Genomic DNA, 20,088 nt, shown 5'->3' with positions numbered 1-20,088 from the left:
CAGTGGTGAGCCGTGCAGGATTCGAACCTGCGACCCACTGATTAAAAGTCAGTTGCTCTACCAACTGAGCTAACGGCCCACAGGCGCGCCTTCTAGGAACAGCTCCGCGCGCGGTCAACCCCGGAAACGCGGCCAAGGCCCGCCACTGGAAAGCGCGGGGCGGCCCGCGTATATGCGCGGACATGGATCGCCCCGCCCCCTCCGGCCTGCCCTTCATGAAGATGCACGGGCTCGGCAACGACTTCGTCGTGATCGACGCGCGCGCCCACCCGGTCGAGGTGAGGCCCTCGCTCGCCCGCGCGCTGGCGGACCGGCACCGGGGCGTGGGCTTCGACCAGCTGGCCCTGATCCGCATCGACACGCAGGGCGACGCGCGGCTCGACTTTCTCAACGCGGACGGGTCCCCCTCGGCGGCCTGCGGCAACGCCACCCGCTGCATCGCGCGCCACCTGATGGACGAGACGGGGCGCGATGCGCTGAAGCTGGCCACGGCGCACGGCGTGCTGCGGGCCGAACGGCGCGGCGCGCTTACCGCTGTCAACATGGGAGCGCCGGGGCTGACATGGCAGGATATCCCGCTGGCGCGGGAGATGGACACGCTGGAGCTGCCGATCGACGGCGCGCCCACCGCGACGGGCATGGGCAACCCGCACTGCACCTTCTTCACCGAAGACGCGGAGGCGGTGGACCTCGCCGATCTCGGCCCCCGGATCGAGCATGACCCGCTCTTCCCCGAGCGCACGAACGTGCAGGTGGCCAGCTTGATCGCCCCCGACCGTCTGCGCATGCGCGTCTGGGAACGCGGCGCGGGACTCACGCTGGCCTCCGGCTCGTCGTCCTGCGCGGTGGCGGTCGCGGCGGCGCGGCGCGGGCTCACCGGGCGCGCCGTGACAGTGATCCTCGACGGCGGCGAGATCGCGGTGGACTGGCGCGAAGACGGCGTCTGGATGACGGGGCCCACCGCGCACGTCTTTTCCGGCACCCTCACGCCCGAATTCCTGGGGGCCTTCGCATGAGTGCGCCGCGCTTCACCACTTTCGGCTGCCGGCTCAACGCCTACGAGACCGAGGCGATGACCCGCATGGCCGCCGAGGCGGGCCTCGCCGACGCGCTGGTGGTCAACACATGCGCGGTGACGGCGGAGGCGGTGCGCAAGGCCCGGCAGGAGATCCGTCGCCTGCGACGCGAAAACCCGCAGGCGCGCATCGTCGTGACGGGCTGCGCCGCGCAGACCGAGCCGCAGACCTTCGCCGGCATGGAAGAGGTCGACCATGTCATCGGCAACGCGGAAAAGATGCGGCCGGCGACCTGGTCCGCGCTGGCCGGCGATTTCGGCACCGAGCGGGTGCAGGTCGAGGACATCATGTCGGTGCGCGAGACCGCGCATCACCTGATCGACGGCTTCGGCACCCGCGCCCGCGCCCATGTGCAGATCCAGAACGGCTGCGATCACCGCTGCACCTTCTGCATCATTCCCTTCGGGCGCGGCAATTCGCGCTCGGTCCCCGCCGGCGTCGTGGTGGAACAGATCGCGCGGCTGGCGGGAGAGGGCTACAACGAGGTGGTGCTGACCGGCGTGGACCTGACCAGCTGGGGCGCCGACCTGCCGGGCACACCGCGGCTGGGCGATCTGGTGCGCCGCATCCTGCGCCTGGTGCCTGACCTTCCGCGCCTGCGCCTGTCGTCGATCGATTCGATCGAGGCCGACCCCGCGCTGATGGAGGCGCTGGCGACGGAGCCCCGCCTGATGCCGCATCTGCACCTCTCGCTGCAGCACGGCGACGACCTGATCCTGAAGCGGATGAAGCGCCGCCACCTGCGCGACGACGCCATCCGCTTCTGCGAAGAGGCGCGCCGCCTGCGCCCCGACATCGTGTTCGGCGCCGACATCATCGCCGGGTTCCCGACCGAGACGGAGGCGCAGTTCGAGAACGCGCTGCGCCTGGTCGAGGACTGCGGGCTGACCTGGCTGCATGTCTTTCCCTATTCGCCGCGCGCCGGCACGCCCGCCGCACGGATGCCGCAGGTGGAGGGCGCCGCGATCCGCGACCGCGCCCGGCGCCTGCGCGCCGCGGGCGACCGGCGCCGCGATGCCTGGCTTGCCGCGCAGAGGGGCACGGTGCACCGCGTGCTGATGGAAAGCCCGCGCCGCGGCCGCACGGAAGGCTTCGCAGAGGTGACGACGCAGAGGGATCACGAAACCGGCGGCATCGAGACGCTGCGCATCGCCGGCCAAGAGGGCAGCTCTCTCACCGCCTGAGACCCGCGGTGCGGTGGCGCATCGCACGGATGCGGCCCGACCGGGTGCCGCGCCCCCGCCGCGTCGGCGGTCGTCCACGCGCCGGGCGGGCGGCACGGCGCCTGCTGCCACCGCTCCCTGCTTTCAATGGTCCTCCAATACCCCGGGGGTCCGGGGGCAGCGCCCCCGGCGCGGTGCCGCCGCGCGGCCTGCGTTGACACGATCCGCGCCCCGCCGCACCCTTGTCTCGCCACAGGGAGCCACCGCGCATGATGCAGCTCTATTCCGCCGCCGCCTCGCCCTTCGTGCGCAAGGTGCGCGTGGCCATCCGCGAACTGAAGCTCGAGGGCGAGGTCGAGGTCGAGGAGATCGACACGACGACCACGCCGCTGGCCACAGACATGGCGCTCGCCGCCGCCAACCCGCTGGGCAAGATCCCCGCGCTCCTGCGCGACGACGGGCCGGCGCTCTACGACAGCCGGGTGATCTGCCGCTATCTGAACGACCGCGCACGCGGGCCGCTGTATCCCGAAAGGCGGCTCTGGGACGTGCTGACGCTCGAGGCGACGGCGGACGGGATCATGGATGCCGCGGTGCTCATGGTCTACGAGGCACGCTTTCGCCCCGAACCGCACCGCTCGGCGGACTGGCTGGACGCGCAGTGGACCAAGATCGCCCGCGCGCTCGACGTCGTCGGCAACCGCTGGATGAGCCACCTCTCCGGGCGGCTCGACATGGGGCAGATCGCGGTGGCCTGCGCGCTGGGGTATCTCGATTTCCGCCACCCCGACCGCCCCTGGCGGCAGGGACGCGGCGCGCTCGACGACTGGTATGCCGCCTTCGGGGAACGCCCCGCGATGGCGGAGACGCGACCGCCGGCCGCCTGAGCGGTCAGAAGCGGTAGCTGACGCCCAGGTTGACCGCGTTGGTGATGATCCGCGTTTCCAGCGACCCGCCGCCATCGAGATCGGCGGTGTTGTCCGACCAGGTGAACTGATACTCGCCGAAGAGCGCCCAACGCTCGGAGAGGTCCATGCTGGCCCCGGCAAAAAGCCGCACCGCCGGCCCCGTCACCTGGAACCCGTAGGTGCGCGGCCCGCCTGCGGGCTCGACATCGACGTGCGGCATGGCGAAGCCCAGCCCGCCGCCGACATGGGGCGTGACGCCCTTCCACCGATTCGGCCACCGCCGCAGCGCATTCGCGGTGATGATGTTGTGCCCGTCCGACAGCTCGAAGCGATCGAAGCCTGCGGCGGTGCGCTCAGCGCCGGGCGCATAGACCTTGGTGTGCGTGCCCTCGAAGCCCCAGCCGAAGCGGTCGTTGACCCACCATGTCCCGCGCGCGCCGTAGTAGAGCGGCAACTCGAAGGACCGTCCTTCCCAGCCGAAGAGCGCGTTGTAGGTGCCGCCGCCGGGATAGTCGCCCTTGGCGCGGCTGTGCGGCGCGGTCTGATAGCCGCTATAGATGCTCAGCTCGAACTCCGCCGCCGCCGGCCCGGCCATGAGCAGCGCGAGCAACGCCGCCCTGAAGATCGTCGCAACCTGTCGCATCGCACTCTCCGCCGCTTTCGACGTCCCTGATACGCCGGCCCATCGCCGCACTCAAGGACGGGGCCGGCGCAGGGGCGCGGCATTGTATCGCTGGACTGCCCCTGCACGCACCGCTAAATACCCGCGAGAAAGCGGCCGGGGTGCAGGCGCGGGCGCGCGCTGTCCCGCCCCGGCATCCGCTTGTATCGTCCGGCCGCAAGATCGGCCCAGAGATGGAGAAGCCGCATGTCGCACGCAGAGGACCATCAAGCTACCAGACGGGATTTCCTGTTCTATGCCACCGCTGGCGCCGGAGCCGTGACCGCAGGTGCGGCGATCTGGCCGCTGGTCGATCAGATGAACCCCACGGCGGACGTGCAGGCGCTGTCGAGCATTCGCGTCGACGTGTCCGGTGTGGAAGAGGGCACGCAGATGACGGTGAAATACCTCGGCAAGCCGGTGTTCATCCGCCGCCGCACCGCCGAGGAGATCGAGGCGGCGCGGCAGGTCGATCTCGACGACCTGATCGACCCGATCGCGCGCAACGCCAACATCGAGGACGACGCGCCCGCGACGGACGAGAACCGCACGCTGGACGAGGCGGGCGAGTGGCTGGTTCAGATCGGGGTCTGCACGCACCTCGGCTGCGTGCCGATCGGCGACGGCGCCGGCGACTACGATGGCTGGTTCTGCCCCTGCCACGGCTCGCACTACGACGGCTCGGGGCGGACGCGGAAGGGCCCGGCGCCCGAGAACCTGCCCATTCCCGTGGCCGAATTCGTCGACGACACCACGCTCAGGCTCGGCTAAGGAGGCGCACCGATGTCCGGAATTCCGCACGACCATTACGAGCCCAAGAGCCGCGGCGAAAAGTGGCTGCACGGTCGCCTGCCGATCGTCGGGCTGCTTTACGACACGATCATGATCCCCACGCCCAAGAACCTCAACTGGATGTGGATCTGGGGTGTCGTCCTGACCTTCTGTCTGGCGCTGCAGATCATCACCGGCATCGTCCTGGTGATGCACTACACGCCGCATGTCGATATGGCCTTCGCCAGCGTCGAGCACATCATGCGCAACGTGAACGGCGGGCACATGATCCGCTATCTGCACCAGAACGGCGCCTCGCTGTTCTTCGTCGCGGTCTATGCGCACATCCTGCGGGGTCTCTACTACGGCTCCTACAAGAGCCCGCGCGAGATCACCTGGATCATCGGCATGCTGATCTACCTGCTGATGATGGCCACGGCCTTCATGGGCTACGTGCTGCCCTGGGGGCAGATGTCCTTCTGGGGTGCCACGGTGATCACCGGCCTCTTCGGCGCGATCCCCTTCGTGGGCGACACGCTGCTCGTCTGGCTGCAGGGCGGACCCGCGGTGGACAACGCCACGCTGCAGCGCTTCTTCTCGCTGCACTACCTGCTGCCCTTCGTGATCGCGGGGCTGGTGATCGTGCACATCTGGGCCTTCCACACCACGGGCAACAACAACCCCACGGGCGTGGAGGTGCGGCGCACCTCGAAGGCCGAGGCCGAAAAGGACACCGTGCCCTTCTGGCCCTATTTCGTGATGAAGGACCTCTTCGCGCTGGGCGTGATCCTCGCGGTGTTCTTCGCCATCGTCGGGTTCATGCCCAACTACCTGGGCCATCCCGACAACTACATCGAGGCCGATCCGCTGGTGACGCCCGCGCACATCGTGCCGGAATGGTACTTCCTGCCCTTCTACGCGATCCTGCGCGCCTTCGACGACTCGGTCTGGCTCGTGCAGTTCACGAGCTTCATCACCGGCGGCATCATCGACGCCAAGTTCTTCGGCGTGCTGGCGATGTTCGGCTCGATCGTGGTGATGGCGCTGGCGCCCTGGCTCGACACCTCCAGCGTGCGTTCGGGCCGGTATCGTCCCATGTTCAAGTGGTGGTTCTGGCTTTTCGTGGTGAACTTCTTCGTGCTGATGTGGGCGGGAGCCATGCCGGCAGAGGGCATCTATCCGACCATCGCCCTGATCGGCGCGGCCTACTGGTTCGCCTTCTTCCTCGTGATCCTGCCGCTGCTGGGCGTGCTGGAGAAGCCGCTGCCGCAGCCGGCGACCATCGAGGAGGACTTCAAGAGTCACATGGCCCCTTCCGGCGGCACGAAGACCGTCGTCGATACTCCGGCCGAATGACCCGGGCGGAGCGAGAAAGGAAAAACGCGACATGTTCAGAAAAATCGCCCTCTCCGCGGCCGCCGCGCTGACGCTGGCGGCACCGGCGGCCCAGGCCGCCGGCGAGGCGGGGTCTGTGACCGACTACGACTTCTCCTTCGAGGGGCCGTTCGGCACCTACGACCAGGCACAGCTGCAACGGGGCCTGCAGGTCTACACGCAGGTCTGCGCCTCGTGCCACGGGCTCGAGCACGTGCCGATCCGCACCCTGACGAGCGAGACGGGTCCGGGCATGCCCGCGGATCAGGTCCGCGCCTATGCCGAAGAGTTGATGGTGGCCGACCCGGCCGCCAACCCGGATCTCATCGATCCCGACACCGACGACCTGCGGGCGCTGACACCGGCCGACAACTTCCCCGCGAACGAAAGCCAGGACGCGCCCGACCTGTCGCTCATGGCAAAGGCCCGGGCCGGCTTCAGCGGGCCTTACGGCACCGGTCTCAACCAGCTCTTCAAGGGCATGGGCGGCGCGGAATACATCGCCTCGCTGCTGATGAACTACACCGGCGAGGACCGCGTGGAAGCGGGCGCCGTACTCTACGAGAACGAGTCGTATCCCGGCGGCTGGATCAACATGGCCCCGCCGCTCTACGAAGGTGCGGTGGAATACGCCGACGGCACCGAGGCCACCGAAGAGCAGATGGCCAAGGATGTCGCCGCCTTCCTGATGTGGACGGCCGAGCCCAAGATGATGGAGCGCAAGCAGGCGGGCTTCACCGGCGTGCTGTTCCTGACCGTCCTGTCGGTCCTGCTCTACCTGACCAACAAGCGGATCTGGGCACCGATCAAGGCACGCGCCAAGGACGACGGCTGAGCCAGGTCCAAACCCCTGTTGACGGTCCGCCCCGCGCCTCACGGCGCGGGGCGTTTCGCTTCAGGCGGTCACCCTTCCCGGACGTGACGCCGGAAGGCCCGCTTGAGCAGTTCCAGCTCCGCCCGTAGCAGCGCCACCTCACCGCGCAGATCGCCGTCCATCGGATCGCCGGCAAGCATCGTCAGGCTGTCCAGCGTCTCGCCGGTCTCCGCGCTGCGGATCAGCAGCGTGTGCACGCCTTCGCTTACCGCCTCCACCGGCACGACGAAGCGGAGGCGCCACCGCCCGGATTCGTCTGCCGACAGGCTGACATCGGGCACGGGCTGCTCCGCATAGATCACCTCGACGGGCGGACGACGCTCGCCCGCGCCGCGAACCTCCCCCTCCCATATGCCGGCGGCGAAGCGGGTGCGTGTCACGGAAAGGCTTTCGGTCATCCGGGGCTCCGTCGCAGGGTGGCGTCACAGGGCGGCATCACAGGGCGGCGCGCGGCCTTCGCGACAGCGTCAGGTCGCGCAGTTCGATGCGATTCATCTCGGGGCGGTCCACGATCAGGTCGAGCCACATCCGCTCCACCCGCCGCTCGTTCAGCCGCGAATACGCAAGGTCGAATTCCACCGTCGCAGCCTCGTTGAAGGCCGGAAGCTCGCGCACGATCTGCTCGGTATTGGGGCCGTGCCGCACGTTGAGGCGCAGGAAAACCTCCACCTGCCGCTCCACATCGAGCGCCAGATCGGCGCGCAGGACATGCCGCTTGCGCAGCCCCTGCGCGGCGGCCTCCGGCAGTTCGAGCGCAAGCGAAAGATAGGATCCATCGAAGCCGAACACGTCGAGGGCCAGCGCGTAGGGCGCGGGCGTGCCGCCGGTCTCGGCCGCCCGCACCTGCCGGAGGCTCACCTCGGCCAGGTCGGAATCGTGGAACAGCACGATCTCCTCTCCGATCCGGGTGCCCGGGGCAGCGTTGGCATGACCGGGCACCGGCAAGGGTCCGCGCCACAGCTGCGGCCGCCAGATCCAGTCGGTTCCGGGCGCGATGGCCTCTTGCCGGGGCTCCGCGCCCGCCGCCGCGAGCCTTTCCTCGGCGGCGAACAGGAACCGGTCGAGCGCCCGGCGCAGCCGCCGCGCCTGTGCGCGCGAACGGCGCAGGGCCGCGGGCTCCGCCTGGGCCACGCGCTCTGCGGCGCGGGTCCAGTGTGACACAGCGCCCCGTTGCATCAGCCGCCCGATCGGTCCGCCGTCGCCTGCCATACCGGTCCCCTTGCAGCGCGCCTTGCAGCGAAAGGTTGCAATCAGTTGAAGAGCCGTGCAAGCGTCGCGCGCAGCCCGTCGCCACTGCGCCCCTGCGGTGGCGCCACGGCCACGGTGGCGGGCGCGCGCGCCTCGATCCGCGCGGCCAGCGCCGCCATCAGGTCGCCGCCCGCCGCACCGGCCAGCGGGCTTTCTCGCGGCGCATAAAGGGCGAGCGCCACGACGCGTCCGCCCGTGCCGGTGGCCCCGCGCCAGTGGCGCGGGTCGCCGCCGGGCAGCACCGCATCGCCCCCGTCGCCCAGATGCACCAGCGCCAGCGCGCCGCGCTGTCGTGTTGCCAGCACCGCCTCGGGCGCGGCGGCGGCAAGCGCCTCGGCGCGGGGAGGCGTGGTTTCGGGATCCCGTCCAGAGACGGTGACGGTCAGGATCGCGGGCTGCGCCGACGGGCCGTCGGCGTTCGGGTCGAGGCTCGCGCAGCTTGCCAGCAGGGCGAAGCTGCCCTCCTCCGCGTCGCGCAACGCCGTGCGATCCACGCAATAGCCCGGCGGCGCGGCGACCAGCACGGCGCCGCGGGCCACGACGACCTCGCGCGGGGCAGCTGCGCCGGTCTCCTGCTCGGTGCAGGCGGAGAGCGCAAGCGCGGCGCCCGCCAGCGCCGCCCTAGATGTCCATGTAGACATGCGTCTCGGCTTTGGCACCCGGATGGGTCACGGCGCCCTTGTAGGTCGGCCCGACCGTCTGGGCGAACTTCCACACCGCGCCGGAGGCGTAGTTGGTGGGGCGCGGGCCGGCCCACGCCTTGCGCCGCTCCTCCAACTCCTCGTCGGGGACATCGACCGTCAGCGCGCCCTTGACCGCATCTATGGTGATCATGTCGCCGTTCCTCAGCAGGCCGATGGGACCGCCCATCGCCGCCTCGGGGCCCACATGTCCCACGCAGAAGCCGCGCGTCGCGCCGGAAAAGCGTCCGTCGGTGATGAGCGCGACCTTCTTGCCCATCCCCTGCCCCGAGAGCGCGGCGGTGGTGGCCAGCATCTCGCGCATGCCGGGGCCGCCCTTCGGCCCCTCGTTGCGGATGACGATGACCTCGCCCTCTTCGTAGTCACGGCTCCTGACCGCCTCGAAGGCCTCTTCCTCGCATTCGAAGACGCGGGCGGGGCCGGTGAAGACCTGATGCTCTTCCGGGATGCCCGCGACCTTCACGATGGCGCCTTCGGGGGCGAGGTTGCCCTTCAGGCCAACGACGCCGCCGGTCTTCGTGATCGGGGTGTCGATGGAATGAATCACGCGGCCGTCGGCTTCGCGCGTGACGCGGTCCAGTTCCTCGCCCACGGTGCGGCCCGAGGCGGTGATGCAATCCTCGTGGATCAGGCCCGCGCGGCGCAGCTCCTTCATCACCACCGGGACGCCGCCCGCCTCGTAGAGATCCTTGGCCACGAACTGCCCGCCGGGCTTCATGTCCACGAAATAGGGCGTGTCGCGGAAGATCTCGCAGACGTCCTCGAGGAAGAAGTCGATGCCCGCCTCATGCGCGATGGCCGGCAGGTGCAGGCCCGCGTTGGTCGAGCCGCCGGTGCAGGCCACCACGCGCGCCGCGTTCTCCAGGCTTTTCCGCGTGACGATGTCGCGCGCGCGGATGTTCTTCTCGATCAGGTCCATCACCGCCTTGCCCGAGGCCTCTCCATACTGGTCGCGGCTCTCATAGGGCGCGGGCATTCCGGACGAGTTGAACAGCGCCAGCCCGATCGCCTCGCTCACGCAGGCCATGGTGTTGGCGGTGAACTGGCCGCCACAGGCCCCCGCGCTGGGGCAGGCCACGCGCTCCAGGATCGCGAGCGCGGCATCCGACAGCGTGCCGTTCTGATGGCGGCCCACCGCCTCGAACATGTCCTGCACGGTCAGGTCGCGGTTGAGGAAATCCTCCGGCACCTCCGCGTCGTTCGGCGCCTTGCCCGGCAGGATCGAGCCGCCGTAGATGAACACGCTTGGCACGTTGAGCCGCACCATCGCCATCATCATGCCCGGCAGCGACTTGTCGCAGCCCGCAAGGCCCACGAGCGCGTCGTAGCAGTGCCCGCGCACCGTGAGTTCGACCGTGTCCGCGATCGCCTCGCGCGACGGCAGGGAGGAGCGCATGCCCTCGTGCCCCATCGCGATCCCGTCGGTCACGGTGATGGTGGTGAACTCGCGCGGGGTGCCGGAGCCCTCCTTGACGCCCATCTTGACCGCCTGCGCCTGACGGGCGAGCGCGATGTTGCAGGGCGCGGCCTCGTTCCAGCAGGTTGCGACGCCGACGAGGGGCTGGTGTATCTCTTCCTCCGTCATGCCCATCGCGTAGTAGTAGGAACGGTGCGGCGCCCGCGCCGGGCCCTCCGTCACGTAGCGGCTGGGCAGCTTCGACTTGTCGAACGGACGCTTGAGCATGGACGGCCCTCCCTGATCGGTCCGGACCGGAATACGGAATGGCCCCGCGCCGCACAAGGCCGAAGGATCGGCAGAACGACGCGGGCCGATTGCGCAAGGCGGGTGCCGGCCCTAGTTCCAGCGCATGAGCGCCGCCTACGCCCCGCACGACGCCTTCGTCGCCCCCGCCCGCGCCCGACCAGAGGTCTGGCGGCTGGTCGCGGGCCTTGTCGTCGTGGGCGCCGTGCTGTTCGGCCTGTCCAGCGCGATGCGCGCCGTGCTCTACGCGCTGGCCCCCGACACGCTCTATGCCGAGCTGTCCATGGACGGCGGCACCGGCACCACGCCGGCCAGTGCCCTCGTCCTGCTGGGCAGCTTCGCCTTCATGGCGCTGGGGGCGATCGCGGCGGCACACCACCTGCATGGCCGCAGCGCGCTCAGCCTGATCGGCCCCTCGCTGTCGCGCGCGGTGCGCGACTTCTTCCGCGTGCTCGGGGCGCTCTCTGCGCTCTACATCGCGCTGGCGCTGCTGCCGCCCTGGTCCGGCCCGGGCGGGACCGAACCGCAGCCCAACCTCGCCCCCGGGCTCTGGGCGATGCTGCTGCCGCTCACGCTGGCCGCGCTGGTGATCCAGACCGGCGCGGAAGAGATCCTGTTCCGCGGCTATCTGCAGCAGCAGCTCGCCGCGCGCTTCGCCTCGCCGCTGGTGTGGTTGGGCGTGCCCTCCGCCCTTTTCGCCTTCGGCCATTACGTGCCCGCCAGCTTCGGCGGCGACGCCTGGCTGGTGGCGGTCTGGAGCGGGGTCTTTGGCCTGGCGATGGCGGATGTGACGGCGCGGGCGGGCAACCTTGGCCCCGCGATCGCGATGCACTTCATGAACAACGTCTTTCCGGTGGCCTTCACGGCGATGGAGGGGATGCTGTCGGGGCTGGCGCTCTACACGCTGCCATCGCCCTCCGCAGACCCGGACCTGTTGCGCATGGCGATGCCGGTCGAGGCGGGGATGCTCCTTTGTTCCTGGCTTGCCGCGCGGCTCGCGATCCGGCGCTGATTGCATTTCCGCGCGGGCACGACTATTTCCGCCCGCAGCACCCGTGAGGCGCCATGAACTGGATCAGCAACTACGTCCGCCCCCGCATCAACTCCATCTTCTCGCGCCGCGAGATGCCGGAGAACCTGTGGACCAAGTGCGACGAATGCGGCACCATGCTGTTCCACCGCGAACTGGCGGAAAACCTGAACGTCTGCACCACCTGCGGCCACCACATGGCGCTCAGGCCGCGCGACCGCTTCCGCGCGCTCTTCGATGCGGGCGTCTTCACCGAGGTCGAGGTGCCCGCGCCGCTGCCCGACCCGCTGCATTTCCGCGACCAGAAGAAGTATCCCGACCGCATGAGGGCCGCCCAGAAGGCCACCGGCGAGAAGGAAGCGATGCTGGTCGCCCTGGGAGAGATCGGGCGCACGCCAGTCGTGGCCGCGGCGCAGGATTTCTCCTTCATGGGCGGCTCGATGGGGATGTATGTGGGCAACGCGATCGTCGCCGCGGCCCGCCGCGCGGTCGAGACGAAGCGCCCGCTGATCCTGTTCTCGGCCGCGGGCGGCGCGCGGATGCAGGAGGGCATCCTCAGCCTGATGCAGATGCCGCGCACCACCGTCGCCGTCGAGATGGTGAAGGAAGCCGGGCTACCCTACATCGTCGTGCTGACCCATCCCACCACAGGCGGCGTCACCGCGAGCTACGCGATGCTGGGCGACATCCAGATCGCCGAGCCCGGCGCGCTGATCTGCTTCGCCGGCCCCCGCGTGATCGAACAGACGATCCGCGAGAAGCTGCCCGAGGGCTTCCAGCGCGCCGAATACCTGCTGGATCACGGGATGCTGGACCGGGTGACGCCGCGCGGCCGGATGCGGGACGAGCTGATCACCATCACGCGGATGCTGATGGGCCTGCCGCCGGCGGTGAAGGGCGACCTGCCCCCGCCGGGCCCGGCCGTGCCCGAGCCCGCGCAAAAGGACGCAACCGAGCCCGCACAGGGCTGACGCATCGGAGCACAGGCGATGGCGCATACCCTGCTTCAGTTCGATTTCCCCTTCGCCGGCCCCTGGGGCGGCGAGATGGCCACCGCGATGGAGGGGCTGGCCACCGACATCGCCGCCGAACCCGGCCTCGTCTGGAAGCTCTGGACCGAGAACGCGGCAGAAGGCCGCGCCGGCGGCGTCTACGTCTTCGACAGCCCCGAGGCCGCGGCAGCCTACAGGGAAAAGCACGAGCGGCGGCTGGCCGAGTTCGGCATCGGCGACATCCGCGCCGTGACCTTCGACGTGAACCCGGCGCTGTCGCAGATCACCCGCGCGCCGCTCTGACGCGCCCTTCGGAAAGCCAAGGCCCCATGACCGTGCAAGGCGCCACGCCCTCTGACCTCATGCTGGCGCGGATGATGGCGCTGCACCCCAAGATCATCGACCTGACGCTGGACCGCGTCTGGCGCCTGCTGGCCGCCTTGGACCACCCCGAGCGCGCGCTGCCCCCTGCGATCCACCTTGCCGGCACCAACGGCAAGGGCTCGACGCTGGCCTTCCTGCGCGCGGGGATCGAGGGCGCGGGGCAGGCCGCGCATGCCTACACCTCGCCACACCTTGCCCGCTTCCACGAGCGGGTGCGCGTGGCGGGCGAACTGATCTCGGAACCTGCGCTGACCGCCGTGCTCGACGAATGCGAGGCGGCGAACGGCGGGGCGCCGATCACCTATTTCGAGATCACGACCTGCGCGGCGCTGCTGGCCTTTTCGCGGACGCCGGCGGACTGGACCCTGCTGGAGACCGGCCTCGGCGGGCGACTCGATGCGACGAACGTGCTGGACGCGCCCGCGCTCACGATCGTCACGCCGGTGTCGATGGACCACGAGCAATACCTCGGCGACACGCTGGAGAAGATCGCCTTCGAGAAGGCAGGGATCCTGAAACGGGGCGTGCCCTGCGTGGTCGGTCCGCAGGACGACGCCGCGCTCGAGGTGATCGAGGCGCAGGCCGCGCGGCTGGGCGCGCCGCTGCTGGTGCACGGCCAGCACTGGCACGTCCGCGAAGAACGCGGGCGCATGGTCTTCGAGGACGAGGCCGGTCTGCTCGATCTGCCGCTGCCCGTGCTGCCCGGCGCGCATCAGATCGCGAACGCGGGCGCGGCGCTGGCCGCGCTGCGGCATCTGGGCTTCGGCGAGGCGGCCTGCGAGGCCGCCGTCACTTGCGCCGAATGGCCCGCGCGGATGCAGCGCCTGCGGCGCGGACCGCTGGCGGAGGCCGCGCCGGAGGTCGAGCTCTGGCTCGACGGCGGGCACAACCCGGCGGCCGGCGCCGCGCTGGCCGCGCATCTGGCACGGTTGCCGGAGCGGCCCACGCATCTGATCTGCGGGATGCTCTCGACCAAGGACGCGACAGGCTTTCTCGCGCCGCTGGCGGGCGCGGCCGACAGCCTGACCGCCGTGCCGATCCCGGGCGAGGCAGCCGCGCTCGATCCCGACACGCTGGCGGAGGTGGCCGCGCGCGCGGGCCATGCCGCGCGCACGGCAGAGAGCCCGGCGGCGGCGCTCGCCGCGATCACGGACGAGGACGCCACCGCGCGGGTGTTGATCTGCGGGTCGCTCTACCTTGCCGGGCAGGTGCTGCGCGAAAACGGGTGACGGCGCGCCCGGCCGTGCCGTCGCATGGGTATTTGAGGACCATTGAAAGAGATGAGCCCGGGCGACCCGCTCCGGCGCGGCGCCCGTTCGCGACGCGACCGCGCGGGAGGGCGCCGGTGGCGGGCGGGCCCGAGACAGACCGAAGCATTGCGAGCAGACAGCACGAGGGCATCGGGGCGGGACGCGCGACGGGCGACGCGCGGGACGCCTTGCCGGCCGGGATGTTCCCTGCGGGGACCTGCTCTGCCGGCAGGCGCGAGGGCAGCGGGGCAGAGGCGGCCACCCGCGCGGTCGGGCGCCTCAGCCCGCGCCCTGCCCCCAGCCGTGGCTCATCATCTCGCGCAACCGGCTGGCGGTGCGGGCGAACTCGAAGCTGCCCTCGCCCTCGACGTAAAGACTTTCGGGTTCGGCGGCGGCCGAGCAGATCAGCCGCACCTTCGCCTCGTAGAGCGCATCCACCAGCGTGACGAAGCGTTTCGCCTCGTTGAAGTTCGACCGCGACAGGCACGGGATGTCGTCGATGACCAGCAGGCGCACCGCCTCGGCGATGGCGAGGTAGTCGGCAGGCCCAAGCGGCTGACCGCACAGCTCGAAGAACCGCGCCCGCGCGGCGCCGTTGTGAAACTCGGGCAGCACCACGTCGCGGCCCTTGACCCGCAGGGCGAGCGGCGCGGTCTCACCGCCGGTCAGCCCCTGCCAGATCGCGTCGATCCGTGCGCGCGCCCTGGCATCGGCGGGGGTGAAATAGACCGGGCTGCCGGCCAGCCGGTCCTGCCGATGGTCGGTCTCTCCCGCCAGTTCCCGCACCACCATGCGCTCTTTCAGCAGGTCGATGAAGGGCAGGAAGAGCGCGCGGTTGAGCCCGTCCTTGTAGAGATCGTCGGGCGGGCGGTTCGAGGTGGCCACCACCACCACGCCCGCGCCGAAGAGCTGCTCGAAGAGGCGTCCCACGATCATCGCGTCGGTGATGTCGGTGATCTGCATCTCGTCGAAGGCGAGGCAGCGGATCGCGTCCGCGATGCCTCTGGCCACGGGCTTCACCGGGTCGTCCACGCCGCGCGCGCGGGCCGCCGTCATGCCGGTGTGCACCTCCTGCATGAAGGCGTGGAAGTGGACGCGGCGCGCAGGCACCGTCAGCGCGCCGGCGAAAAGGTCCATCAGCATCGACTTGCCGCGCCCCACGCCGCCCCAGAGGTAAAGGCCCCTGGGCGGCTCGGGCGCGCGCCGGAAGAGCCCGCGCTTGGCGGGTTGCGCCAGCCCTTCGACGATGCGCTCGAACTCGGGCAGCACAGCCTCCTGCGCGGGGTCGGGGTCGATCGCCCCGCGCGCCACCCGGTCGGCATAGAGATCCTGCATCACGGTCGCCATGCGCGCCTGACTAGCGTGCCCGCGCGGCGACGGGAAGCCTGCCGCCCTTGAGGCCGGGCCGCCGCGGGGCTATGGCCGCAGCCAAGCCTGACAAGGAGCCGGCCCATGTCCGACGCGCCAGAGACCCGCATCCACGACGACGGCGCAGCCCCCGTCCGCCGCATCACGCTTGACGGTCCAGCCACCCGCAACTCGATCAGCGCACCGGCCTACCGGGCGATCCAGGCGGCCGTGATCGACGCGGGCAACGACCCGGCGGTGCGCGCCGTGCTGATCGCGGGCGAAGGCGGCTTCTTCTCCTCCGGGGGCAACGTCGCGCGGCTGAAGGCGAGCGCGGAGGGCACCTTGTCCGAGGCCACGGCCAATACCGATGCGCTGGGCGCGATGATCAAGGCGGTCCGCGCCTGCCCCGTGCCGGTGGTGGCGGCCGTCGAGGGCGGGGCTGCCGGCGCGGGCCTGTCGCTGATGCTGGCCTGCGACATGGTGGTGGCGGCGGCGGGGGCGAAGTTCACCGTGGCTTACGTCAAGATCGGGCTCACGCCGGACGGCGGCGTCACGCATTTCCTGTCTGCCGCGCTGCCCCGACAGCTTGTCACCGAGCTTTGCCTGCTGGGCCGCCCGATCCTGGCCGAGCGCCTGGCAGAGGCGGGGGTCGTGAACCTGCTGGCCGCGCCGGGCGATGCGCTCGACGAGGCCGTGACGCTGGCCGCGCGGCTGGCCGAGGGGCCACGTGGCGCGATGGCGCGGATCAAGGCCGAGATCGCGGCGGCGGGGCGCAACGACCTTGCCGCGCAACTCGATCTGGAGGCCGAGGGCATCAACACCGCCCGCTTCGGACCGGAGGCGCGCGAGGGGCTGGCCGCCTTCCTCGAAAAGCGCAGGCCGGAGTTCGGCGGATGACGCTGCCGGGGATCTTCGACCGGCTGCGCCTGCCGGTGGTGGGCGCGCCGATGTTCCTTGTCTCCTCGCCGGAGCTTGTGATCACGCAATGCACCGCTGGCATCGTCGGCAGCTTTCCGGCGCTCAATGCGCGCGAGGCAGAGGGCGCGCCGGTGGAGCTGGAGCATTGGCTGGAGCGGATCACGCAGGCGCTGGCCGCGCACGACCGCGACCACCCGGACCGGCCCGCTGCGCCCTATGCGGTCAACCTGATCGTGCACCGCTCGAACGCGCGGCTGGAGCGCGACGTGGAGATCCTCTGCCGCTGGCGCGTGCCGATCTGGATCACCTCGCTGGGCGCGCGGCCAGAGGTCTTCGAGGCGGCGCGCGCGAGCGGTGCCCTGGTGCTGCACGACGTGACCACCGACACCTTCGCGCGCAAGGCCATCGCCAAGGGCGCCGACGGGCTGATCGCGGTCGCCGCCGGCGCGGGCGGGCACGCGGGCGCGCAGTCGCCCTTTGCGCTGGTGTCGGAAATCCGGGCGTGGTTCGACGGCCCGCTGCTTCTGTCGGGCGCGATCTCGACGGGCCGCGCGCTGCTGGCGGCGCAGGCGGCGGGCGCGGACCTTGGCTACATCGGCTCCCCCTTCATCGCGACCGAGGAAGCCGCGGCGCCCGAGCCCTACAAGCGGATGATCGTGGAAAGCGGGGCAGAGGACATCGTGACCTCGGCGCTCTTCACGGGCGTGTCGGGCAACTACCTGCGCCCCTCGATCGCGCGCGCCGGGATGGACCCCGATGCGCTGCCCGCGGACGCCACGCAGATGGATTTCGGTGCCGGCAGCGCCAAGCCCAAGGCCTGGAAAGAGGTCTGGGGCGCGGGCCAGGGCATCGGCGCGGTGCGCGCGGTGCGGCCCGCCGCGGCCCTGGTCGACGAACTGGCGCGGGACTACGCGCAGGCGCGCGCGGCGCTGGCGGCAACGCTGGCGCGCTGGCCGGTCTGAGCGCCTGCTGCGGCGTCGCAAGGGGGCGCTGCCCCCGTTGGCCTGCGGCCGCCTCCCCCGGAGTATTTCACTCCAGGAAGAAGGACCCCGGGCAAAGGCGCGATTTGCGCGCCACGCCGAGGGCGAAGGGGCGATCCGCGCCGGCTCAGTGCGGGCGCTCGGCCACGAAACGGGCGATCTCTTCGGCGACAGCCTCCGTGTGGGTATAGGGCAGGCCGTGCCCCGCGCCCGAGATTACCTCCTGCACGGCATCGCGGTTCCATTCCGCGAGCCGGCCGAGGCTGGACTGCGGCATGATCTCGTCCCGTTCGCCCCAGAGCGCAAGCACGGGAAGGCCGGTCGCCGCCACGCGGCGATGCTCGTCCTCCAGCGGGCGGGAGAGGATGCCGCGCAGGCTGGAGATCACGGCAGGCAGGTATCCGCGGCGCCCCAGTTCGGCAAGCTGGCGGTCGTGGATGTCCGGCACGCTGGAGGGCAGCTCGCGCTCGGCCTCGATGCCCTGCCGCAGGATCCGGGGCCAGGCGAGGTGGAAGGCCCAGTCGCCCAGGACGGGAAGGTCGCGCACCGCGCGCGCGGGCCTGCCGAGGCTGACCTGCATCCCCGCGGGCGCCAGCAGGATAAGGTGGCGCACCTCCGGGTGGCGGGCGGCATAGGCCGTGGCGATGGCGCCCCCCATGGAGTAGCCGAAGAGCGACACGTCCCCCTCGATCTGCTGATCCTCGAGCAGCGCCTCAAGCTGTTCGACGAAGAAATCCGCGTTCTGGCGCCCTGCCGGCCGGTTGGAATACCCGCGCCCGTAAAGATCGTAGATCAGCACGCGGAAGCCCAGCGCGCCCAGCCGCGGCGCCAGCCCCTCCCAGACGAAGGAGGGGGTGGACAGGCCATGGATGCAGACCGCGACCGGCCCGCGCGCCGCGCCCAGCCAGCGGTAATGCGTGGTGCCCTCCGGCAGCGGGGCGAACTGACCCGGCGCGCCGCGTCGGGCGCGGTCGTCGAGGCCCGGGCGCAGCCGCTCCCGCGCGAAGGGCGCGGCCAGCGCCAGCAGAAGGACGAGCCACCATCCCATCAGCCGGCCTGCCACCTCGAGAGGATGTAGCGCGCGCACATCAGGTCCAGATGCGCGCCGCCGCCGTTCTTGAAGAGGGTGATCTCCTCGTCGCTCTCGCGGCGGAACCGGTCGGGCGGGTCGTAATAGTCGGCGACGATGTCCTCGGCGCGGAAGGCGCCCGCCTCGACGGGAATCTTCAACTCGCCGATGTGGCCCAGGGTGGTGTCGCGGCTGTCGACGAAGACGCGCGCGCGGGCAAGCGCCGCATCGTCGGCTTCGCGCATGTCGGGGCGGAAGGCGCCGATCAGGTCGAGGTGCTGGCCCGGGCGCAGCCAGTCGCCGCGGATCAGCGGCGCCTTCGTCATGGTGGCCGAGGTCACGATGTCGGCGGCGCGCACCGCCGCCTCCAGGTCGTCGGCCACGACCGTGCCGGGAAAGTCGGCGGCCATCTCATCGGCCCGCACGCGCGACCGGTTCCAGAGGGTGAAGCGCGCATCGGGAAAGGCCGTGCCGTAGGCCTCGCGCAGCGAGCGGCCCACGGTGCCCGCGCCCACGATCAGGATCTCGCGGCTGTCGGGCCGGGCGAGCCGGCGCGCGGCGGTCAGGCTGTCACCGGCGGTCTTCCACTTGGTCACGAGGTGGAAGTCCACGATCGCCTCCAGCAGCCCCGTGTCGTCGGCGTAGAGGTTCACGCCGCCGTTGACGCTGGCCAGCCCGTGCGCGCCGTTGCCGGGAAAGATGGTGGCAGTTTTCACCGCGATGCCCAGCCCGTCGATCCAGGCCGCGCGCGACAGCAGCGTGTCGGCACCGCGGTAAAGGAAGGTGTCGCCGATCTCGGCGCGCGGCATCCGGTGGCCGGCCTCGAAGGCGTCGCAGAGCGCCAGCCAGTCCAGCCGCGCCTCGCCTTCGGCGAAGGGAATGACGGGAACGCTCAAGCCGCCTCCCTGTCGTCGAGCAGGCCCGCCGCGACCAAGCGCCGCGCCCAGCCGGCGGGACCGGTGAAATGGTGCGTCTGCCAGCCGCGCGCGGCGGCGGCGGCGAGGTTTTCCGCGCGATCGTCGGTGAAGATCAGTCGCTCGGGGGCAAGGCCCGTTTCCGCCTCGACCATCGCATAGATCTCGGGCTCGGGCTTGATCACGCCCATGTGCCCCGACACGAAGGCGCGGTCGAAGGCCTCCAGGAAGGGATAGTGGCCGCGGGCCACCTCGAAGCTGCCGATGCCGAAGTTGGTCAGCGCGAAGACCGGGACGCCGCGTGCCTGCAGCGCCTGCATAAGGCGCAGCGACTGCGGGATCACGGGCTGCGCGAGCTCGATCCAGCGGTCGTGCCACATGCGGATCTCGTCGCGGAACTCGGGGTGGCGCTCGGCGGTGGCATAGATCGTTTCGCGGAAGTCTGCGCCGCGGTCCACCTCGTCATTCATGCCGTGCAGGTCGACGGCGGCGAACATCGCGCGCCGCCGCGCCTCGCCGATCTCCGCATCGTAGAACCGCTCGGGCTGCCATTCGATCAGCACGTTGCCGATGTCGAAGATCACCGCATGGGGTTGCATCGCTCTCCTTTCGCTTTCGGCCGGGGGCAAGGCGCTTGCAAGCGCCTTGCAAAATCCTTCCAAGGATTTTGCCTCGCGCCCACGTCAGGAAACGCGAGCCGCGCCGCGTTGTAAAGCCGTCCGC

At 70.7% G+C, this 20,088-nt stretch carries 21 protein-coding genes and 1 tRNA gene; 12 read left to right on the top strand and 10 right to left on the bottom strand.

Features of this window, described 5'->3' with window-relative positions; translation table 11 throughout:
• Positions 1 to 3: 3 nt before the first annotated feature.
• Positions 4 to 79, bottom strand: a tRNA-Lys gene (locus tag ACLFOB_RS00875).
• A gap of 103 nt (positions 80 to 182) precedes the next feature.
• Here ACLFOB_RS00875 and dapF point away from each other — a divergent pair.
• The 3 genes from dapF (at position 183) to ACLFOB_RS00860 (ending at position 3,126) form a co-directional block, all read left to right on the top strand.
• The gene (dapF, locus tag ACLFOB_RS00870) at positions 183 to 1,016 is read left to right on the top strand and encodes a diaminopimelate epimerase (protein ID WP_410924368.1); all 834 of its coding nucleotides are present in this window, start codon (positions 183 to 185) and stop codon (positions 1,014 to 1,016) included.
• Complete coding sequence (gene mtaB, locus ACLFOB_RS00865) at positions 1,013 to 2,260, top strand: tRNA (N(6)-L-threonylcarbamoyladenosine(37)-C(2))-methylthiotransferase MtaB (protein WP_410916224.1); 1,248 nt, start codon at positions 1,013 to 1,015, stop codon at positions 2,258 to 2,260. The genes dapF and mtaB overlap by 4 nt, the downstream gene beginning before the upstream one ends.
• Before the next feature lie 251 nt (positions 2,261 to 2,511).
• Complete coding sequence (locus tag ACLFOB_RS00860; protein WP_410924371.1) at positions 2,512 to 3,126, top strand: glutathione S-transferase; 615 nt, start codon at positions 2,512 to 2,514, stop codon at positions 3,124 to 3,126.
• A gap of 4 nt (positions 3,127 to 3,130) precedes the next feature.
• Here the strand turns inward: ACLFOB_RS00860 and ACLFOB_RS00855 are convergent, their stop codons facing one another.
• Entirely contained in the window at positions 3,131 to 3,790 is a 660-nt protein-coding gene (locus ACLFOB_RS00855; RefSeq protein WP_410916225.1) for an outer membrane protein, read from the bottom strand.
• A 225-nt stretch (positions 3,791 to 4,015) separates the two neighbouring features.
• Between ACLFOB_RS00855 and petA the strand changes: the two genes are divergently transcribed.
• Genes petA through ACLFOB_RS00840 form a run of 3 tightly spaced genes read left to right on the top strand, consistent with a single transcriptional unit; the run spans position 4,016 to position 6,788 of the window.
• A complete protein-coding gene (gene petA / locus ACLFOB_RS00850) occupies positions 4,016 to 4,579 on the top strand; it encodes a ubiquinol-cytochrome c reductase iron-sulfur subunit (RefSeq protein WP_410916227.1) in 564 nt (187 codons plus the stop codon).
• Between the two features lie 12 nt (positions 4,580 to 4,591).
• Positions 4,592 to 5,935 (top strand): cytochrome b, encoded by a 1,344-nt coding sequence (locus ACLFOB_RS00845; protein WP_410916228.1) that lies wholly within the window; start codon positions 4,592 to 4,594, stop codon positions 5,933 to 5,935.
• Positions 5,936 to 5,966: 31 nt separating this feature from the next.
• Entirely contained in the window at positions 5,967 to 6,788 is an 822-nt protein-coding gene (locus ACLFOB_RS00840) for a cytochrome c1 (protein WP_410916229.1), read from the top strand.
• Between the two features lie 68 nt (positions 6,789 to 6,856).
• On the opposite strand, the gene ACLFOB_RS00835 is transcribed toward ACLFOB_RS00840, so the two are convergent.
• From ACLFOB_RS00835 to ilvD, 4 genes are read right to left on the bottom strand one after another with little or no spacing between them, the layout of a single operon-like run.
• Positions 6,857 to 7,225, bottom strand: coding sequence for a hypothetical protein (locus ACLFOB_RS00835; protein WP_410916230.1), 369 nt, complete (start codon positions 7,223 to 7,225; stop codon positions 6,857 to 6,859).
• Between the two features lie 37 nt (positions 7,226 to 7,262).
• Positions 7,263 to 8,036: a DUF6478 family protein gene (locus ACLFOB_RS00830; protein WP_410916231.1), complete on the bottom strand. Its 774-nt coding sequence runs from the start codon at positions 8,034 to 8,036 to the stop codon at positions 7,263 to 7,265.
• A gap of 41 nt (positions 8,037 to 8,077) precedes the next feature.
• On the bottom strand, positions 8,078 to 8,716 hold the full coding sequence (locus tag ACLFOB_RS00825; protein WP_410924366.1) for a dihydroxy-acid dehydratase: 639 nt from the start codon (positions 8,714 to 8,716) through the stop codon (positions 8,078 to 8,080).
• Positions 8,697 to 10,460, bottom strand: a complete 1,764-nt coding sequence (ilvD, locus tag ACLFOB_RS00820) for a dihydroxy-acid dehydratase (RefSeq protein ID WP_410924364.1) — start codon at positions 10,458 to 10,460, stop codon at positions 8,697 to 8,699. The genes ACLFOB_RS00825 and ilvD overlap by 20 nt, the downstream gene beginning before the upstream one ends.
• 124 nt (positions 10,461 to 10,584) lie before the next feature.
• On the opposite strand from ilvD, the gene ACLFOB_RS00815 reads away from it, so the two are divergent.
• Genes ACLFOB_RS00815 through ACLFOB_RS00800 form a run of 4 tightly spaced genes read left to right on the top strand, consistent with a single transcriptional unit; the run spans position 10,585 to position 14,113 of the window.
• Positions 10,585 to 11,490: a CPBP family intramembrane glutamic endopeptidase gene (locus ACLFOB_RS00815; RefSeq protein ID WP_410916234.1), complete on the top strand. Its 906-nt coding sequence runs from the start codon at positions 10,585 to 10,587 to the stop codon at positions 11,488 to 11,490.
• 53 nt (positions 11,491 to 11,543) lie between these two features.
• On the top strand, positions 11,544 to 12,479 hold the full coding sequence (gene accD, locus ACLFOB_RS00810) for an acetyl-CoA carboxylase, carboxyltransferase subunit beta (protein ID WP_410924362.1): 936 nt from the start codon (positions 11,544 to 11,546) through the stop codon (positions 12,477 to 12,479).
• An 18-nt stretch (positions 12,480 to 12,497) separates the two neighbouring features.
• Positions 12,498 to 12,803, top strand: a complete 306-nt coding sequence (locus ACLFOB_RS00805) for a monooxygenase (RefSeq protein ID WP_410916473.1) — start codon at positions 12,498 to 12,500, stop codon at positions 12,801 to 12,803.
• A gap of 26 nt (positions 12,804 to 12,829) precedes the next feature.
• Positions 12,830 to 14,113 carry a bifunctional folylpolyglutamate synthase/dihydrofolate synthase gene (locus ACLFOB_RS00800; RefSeq protein ID WP_410924361.1) on the top strand — a complete coding sequence of 428 codons (1,284 nt, stop codon included), beginning with the start codon at positions 12,830 to 12,832 and terminating at the stop codon, positions 14,111 to 14,113.
• Between the two features lie 300 nt (positions 14,114 to 14,413).
• Here ACLFOB_RS00800 and zapE read toward each other — a convergent pair whose 3' ends face one another.
• Positions 14,414 to 15,481, bottom strand: a complete 1,068-nt coding sequence (gene zapE, locus ACLFOB_RS00795; protein ID WP_410916475.1) for a cell division protein ZapE — start codon at positions 15,479 to 15,481, stop codon at positions 14,414 to 14,416.
• Between the two features lie 105 nt (positions 15,482 to 15,586).
• Here zapE and ACLFOB_RS00790 point away from each other — a divergent pair, with 105 nt between their 5' ends.
• Positions 15,587 to 16,381 carry an oxepin-CoA hydrolase, alternative type gene (locus ACLFOB_RS00790; RefSeq protein ID WP_410924359.1) on the top strand — a complete coding sequence of 265 codons (795 nt, stop codon included), beginning with the start codon at positions 15,587 to 15,589 and terminating at the stop codon, positions 16,379 to 16,381.
• Positions 16,378 to 17,364, top strand: a complete 987-nt coding sequence (locus tag ACLFOB_RS00785) for an NAD(P)H-dependent flavin oxidoreductase (protein ID WP_410916477.1) — start codon at positions 16,378 to 16,380, stop codon at positions 17,362 to 17,364. Before ACLFOB_RS00790 ends, ACLFOB_RS00785 begins: the two co-directional genes overlap by 4 nt.
• Positions 17,365 to 17,509: 145 nt before the next feature.
• Here the strand turns inward: ACLFOB_RS00785 and ACLFOB_RS00780 are convergent, their stop codons facing one another.
• Genes ACLFOB_RS00780 through ACLFOB_RS00770 form a run of 3 tightly spaced genes read right to left on the bottom strand, consistent with a single transcriptional unit; the run spans position 17,510 to position 19,964 of the window.
• Positions 17,510 to 18,430: an alpha/beta fold hydrolase gene (locus ACLFOB_RS00780; RefSeq protein WP_410924357.1), complete on the bottom strand. Its 921-nt coding sequence runs from the start codon at positions 18,428 to 18,430 to the stop codon at positions 17,510 to 17,512.
• Positions 18,430 to 19,347, bottom strand: a complete 918-nt coding sequence (locus ACLFOB_RS00775) for an ornithine cyclodeaminase family protein (RefSeq protein WP_410924356.1) — start codon at positions 19,345 to 19,347, stop codon at positions 18,430 to 18,432. Before ACLFOB_RS00775 ends, ACLFOB_RS00780 begins: the two co-directional genes overlap by 1 nt.
• Positions 19,344 to 19,964 (bottom strand): HAD family hydrolase, encoded by a 621-nt coding sequence (locus tag ACLFOB_RS00770; protein WP_410924354.1) that lies wholly within the window; start codon positions 19,962 to 19,964, stop codon positions 19,344 to 19,346. Before ACLFOB_RS00770 ends, ACLFOB_RS00775 begins: the two co-directional genes overlap by 4 nt.
• Between the last annotated feature and the right edge of the window lie 124 nt (positions 19,965 to 20,088).

Origin of the sequence: Rhodosalinus sp., assembly GCF_046542825.1 — a bacterium.
Lineage (GTDB): Bacteria > Pseudomonadota > Alphaproteobacteria > Rhodobacterales > Rhodobacteraceae > Rhodosalinus.
The sequence above is the reverse complement of the archived record's forward strand: the minus strand, read 5'-3'. Positions and strand labels throughout refer to the sequence as shown.

Bases quoted from the DNA above. Each gene is read 5' to 3' on its own strand.
- ACLFOB_RS00805 (WP_410916473.1), top strand. From the start codon at position 12,498: ATGGCGCATACCCTGCTTCAGTTCGATTTCCCCTTCGCCGGCCCCTGG.
- ACLFOB_RS00780 (WP_410924357.1), bottom strand. From the start codon at position 18,430: ATGGGATGGTGGCTCGTCCTTCTGCTGGCGCTGGCCGCGCCCTTCGCG.
- ACLFOB_RS00840 (WP_410916229.1), top strand. From the start codon at position 5,967: ATGTTCAGAAAAATCGCCCTCTCCGCGGCCGCCGCGCTGACGCTGGCG.
- petA (WP_410916227.1), top strand. From the start codon at position 4,016: ATGTCGCACGCAGAGGACCATCAAGCTACCAGACGGGATTTCCTGTTC.
- ACLFOB_RS00845 (WP_410916228.1), top strand. From the start codon at position 4,592: ATGTCCGGAATTCCGCACGACCATTACGAGCCCAAGAGCCGCGGCGAA.
- ACLFOB_RS00855 (WP_410916225.1), bottom strand. From the start codon at position 3,790: ATGCGACAGGTTGCGACGATCTTCAGGGCGGCGTTGCTCGCGCTGCTC.
- ACLFOB_RS00770 (WP_410924354.1), bottom strand. From the start codon at position 19,964: ATGCAACCCCATGCGGTGATCTTCGACATCGGCAACGTGCTGATCGAA.
- dapF (WP_410924368.1), top strand. From the start codon at position 183: ATGGATCGCCCCGCCCCCTCCGGCCTGCCCTTCATGAAGATGCACGGG.
- ACLFOB_RS00790 (WP_410924359.1), top strand. From the start codon at position 15,587: ATGTCCGACGCGCCAGAGACCCGCATCCACGACGACGGCGCAGCCCCC.
- zapE (WP_410916475.1), bottom strand. From the start codon at position 15,481: ATGGCGACCGTGATGCAGGATCTCTATGCCGACCGGGTGGCGCGCGGG.
- ACLFOB_RS00800 (WP_410924361.1), top strand. From the start codon at position 12,830: ATGACCGTGCAAGGCGCCACGCCCTCTGACCTCATGCTGGCGCGGATG.
- ACLFOB_RS00830 (WP_410916231.1), bottom strand. From the start codon at position 8,036: ATGGCAGGCGACGGCGGACCGATCGGGCGGCTGATGCAACGGGGCGCT.
- ACLFOB_RS00785 (WP_410916477.1), top strand. From the start codon at position 16,378: ATGACGCTGCCGGGGATCTTCGACCGGCTGCGCCTGCCGGTGGTGGGC.
- ACLFOB_RS00825 (WP_410924366.1), bottom strand. From the start codon at position 8,716: ATGTCTACATGGACATCTAGGGCGGCGCTGGCGGGCGCCGCGCTTGCG.
- ACLFOB_RS00860 (WP_410924371.1), top strand. From the start codon at position 2,512: ATGCAGCTCTATTCCGCCGCCGCCTCGCCCTTCGTGCGCAAGGTGCGC.
- ilvD (WP_410924364.1), bottom strand. From the start codon at position 10,460: ATGCTCAAGCGTCCGTTCGACAAGTCGAAGCTGCCCAGCCGCTACGTG.
- mtaB (WP_410916224.1), top strand. From the start codon at position 1,013: ATGAGTGCGCCGCGCTTCACCACTTTCGGCTGCCGGCTCAACGCCTAC.
- accD (WP_410924362.1), top strand. From the start codon at position 11,544: ATGAACTGGATCAGCAACTACGTCCGCCCCCGCATCAACTCCATCTTC.
- ACLFOB_RS00815 (WP_410916234.1), top strand. From the start codon at position 10,585: ATGAGCGCCGCCTACGCCCCGCACGACGCCTTCGTCGCCCCCGCCCGC.
- ACLFOB_RS00835 (WP_410916230.1), bottom strand. From the start codon at position 7,225: ATGACCGAAAGCCTTTCCGTGACACGCACCCGCTTCGCCGCCGGCATA.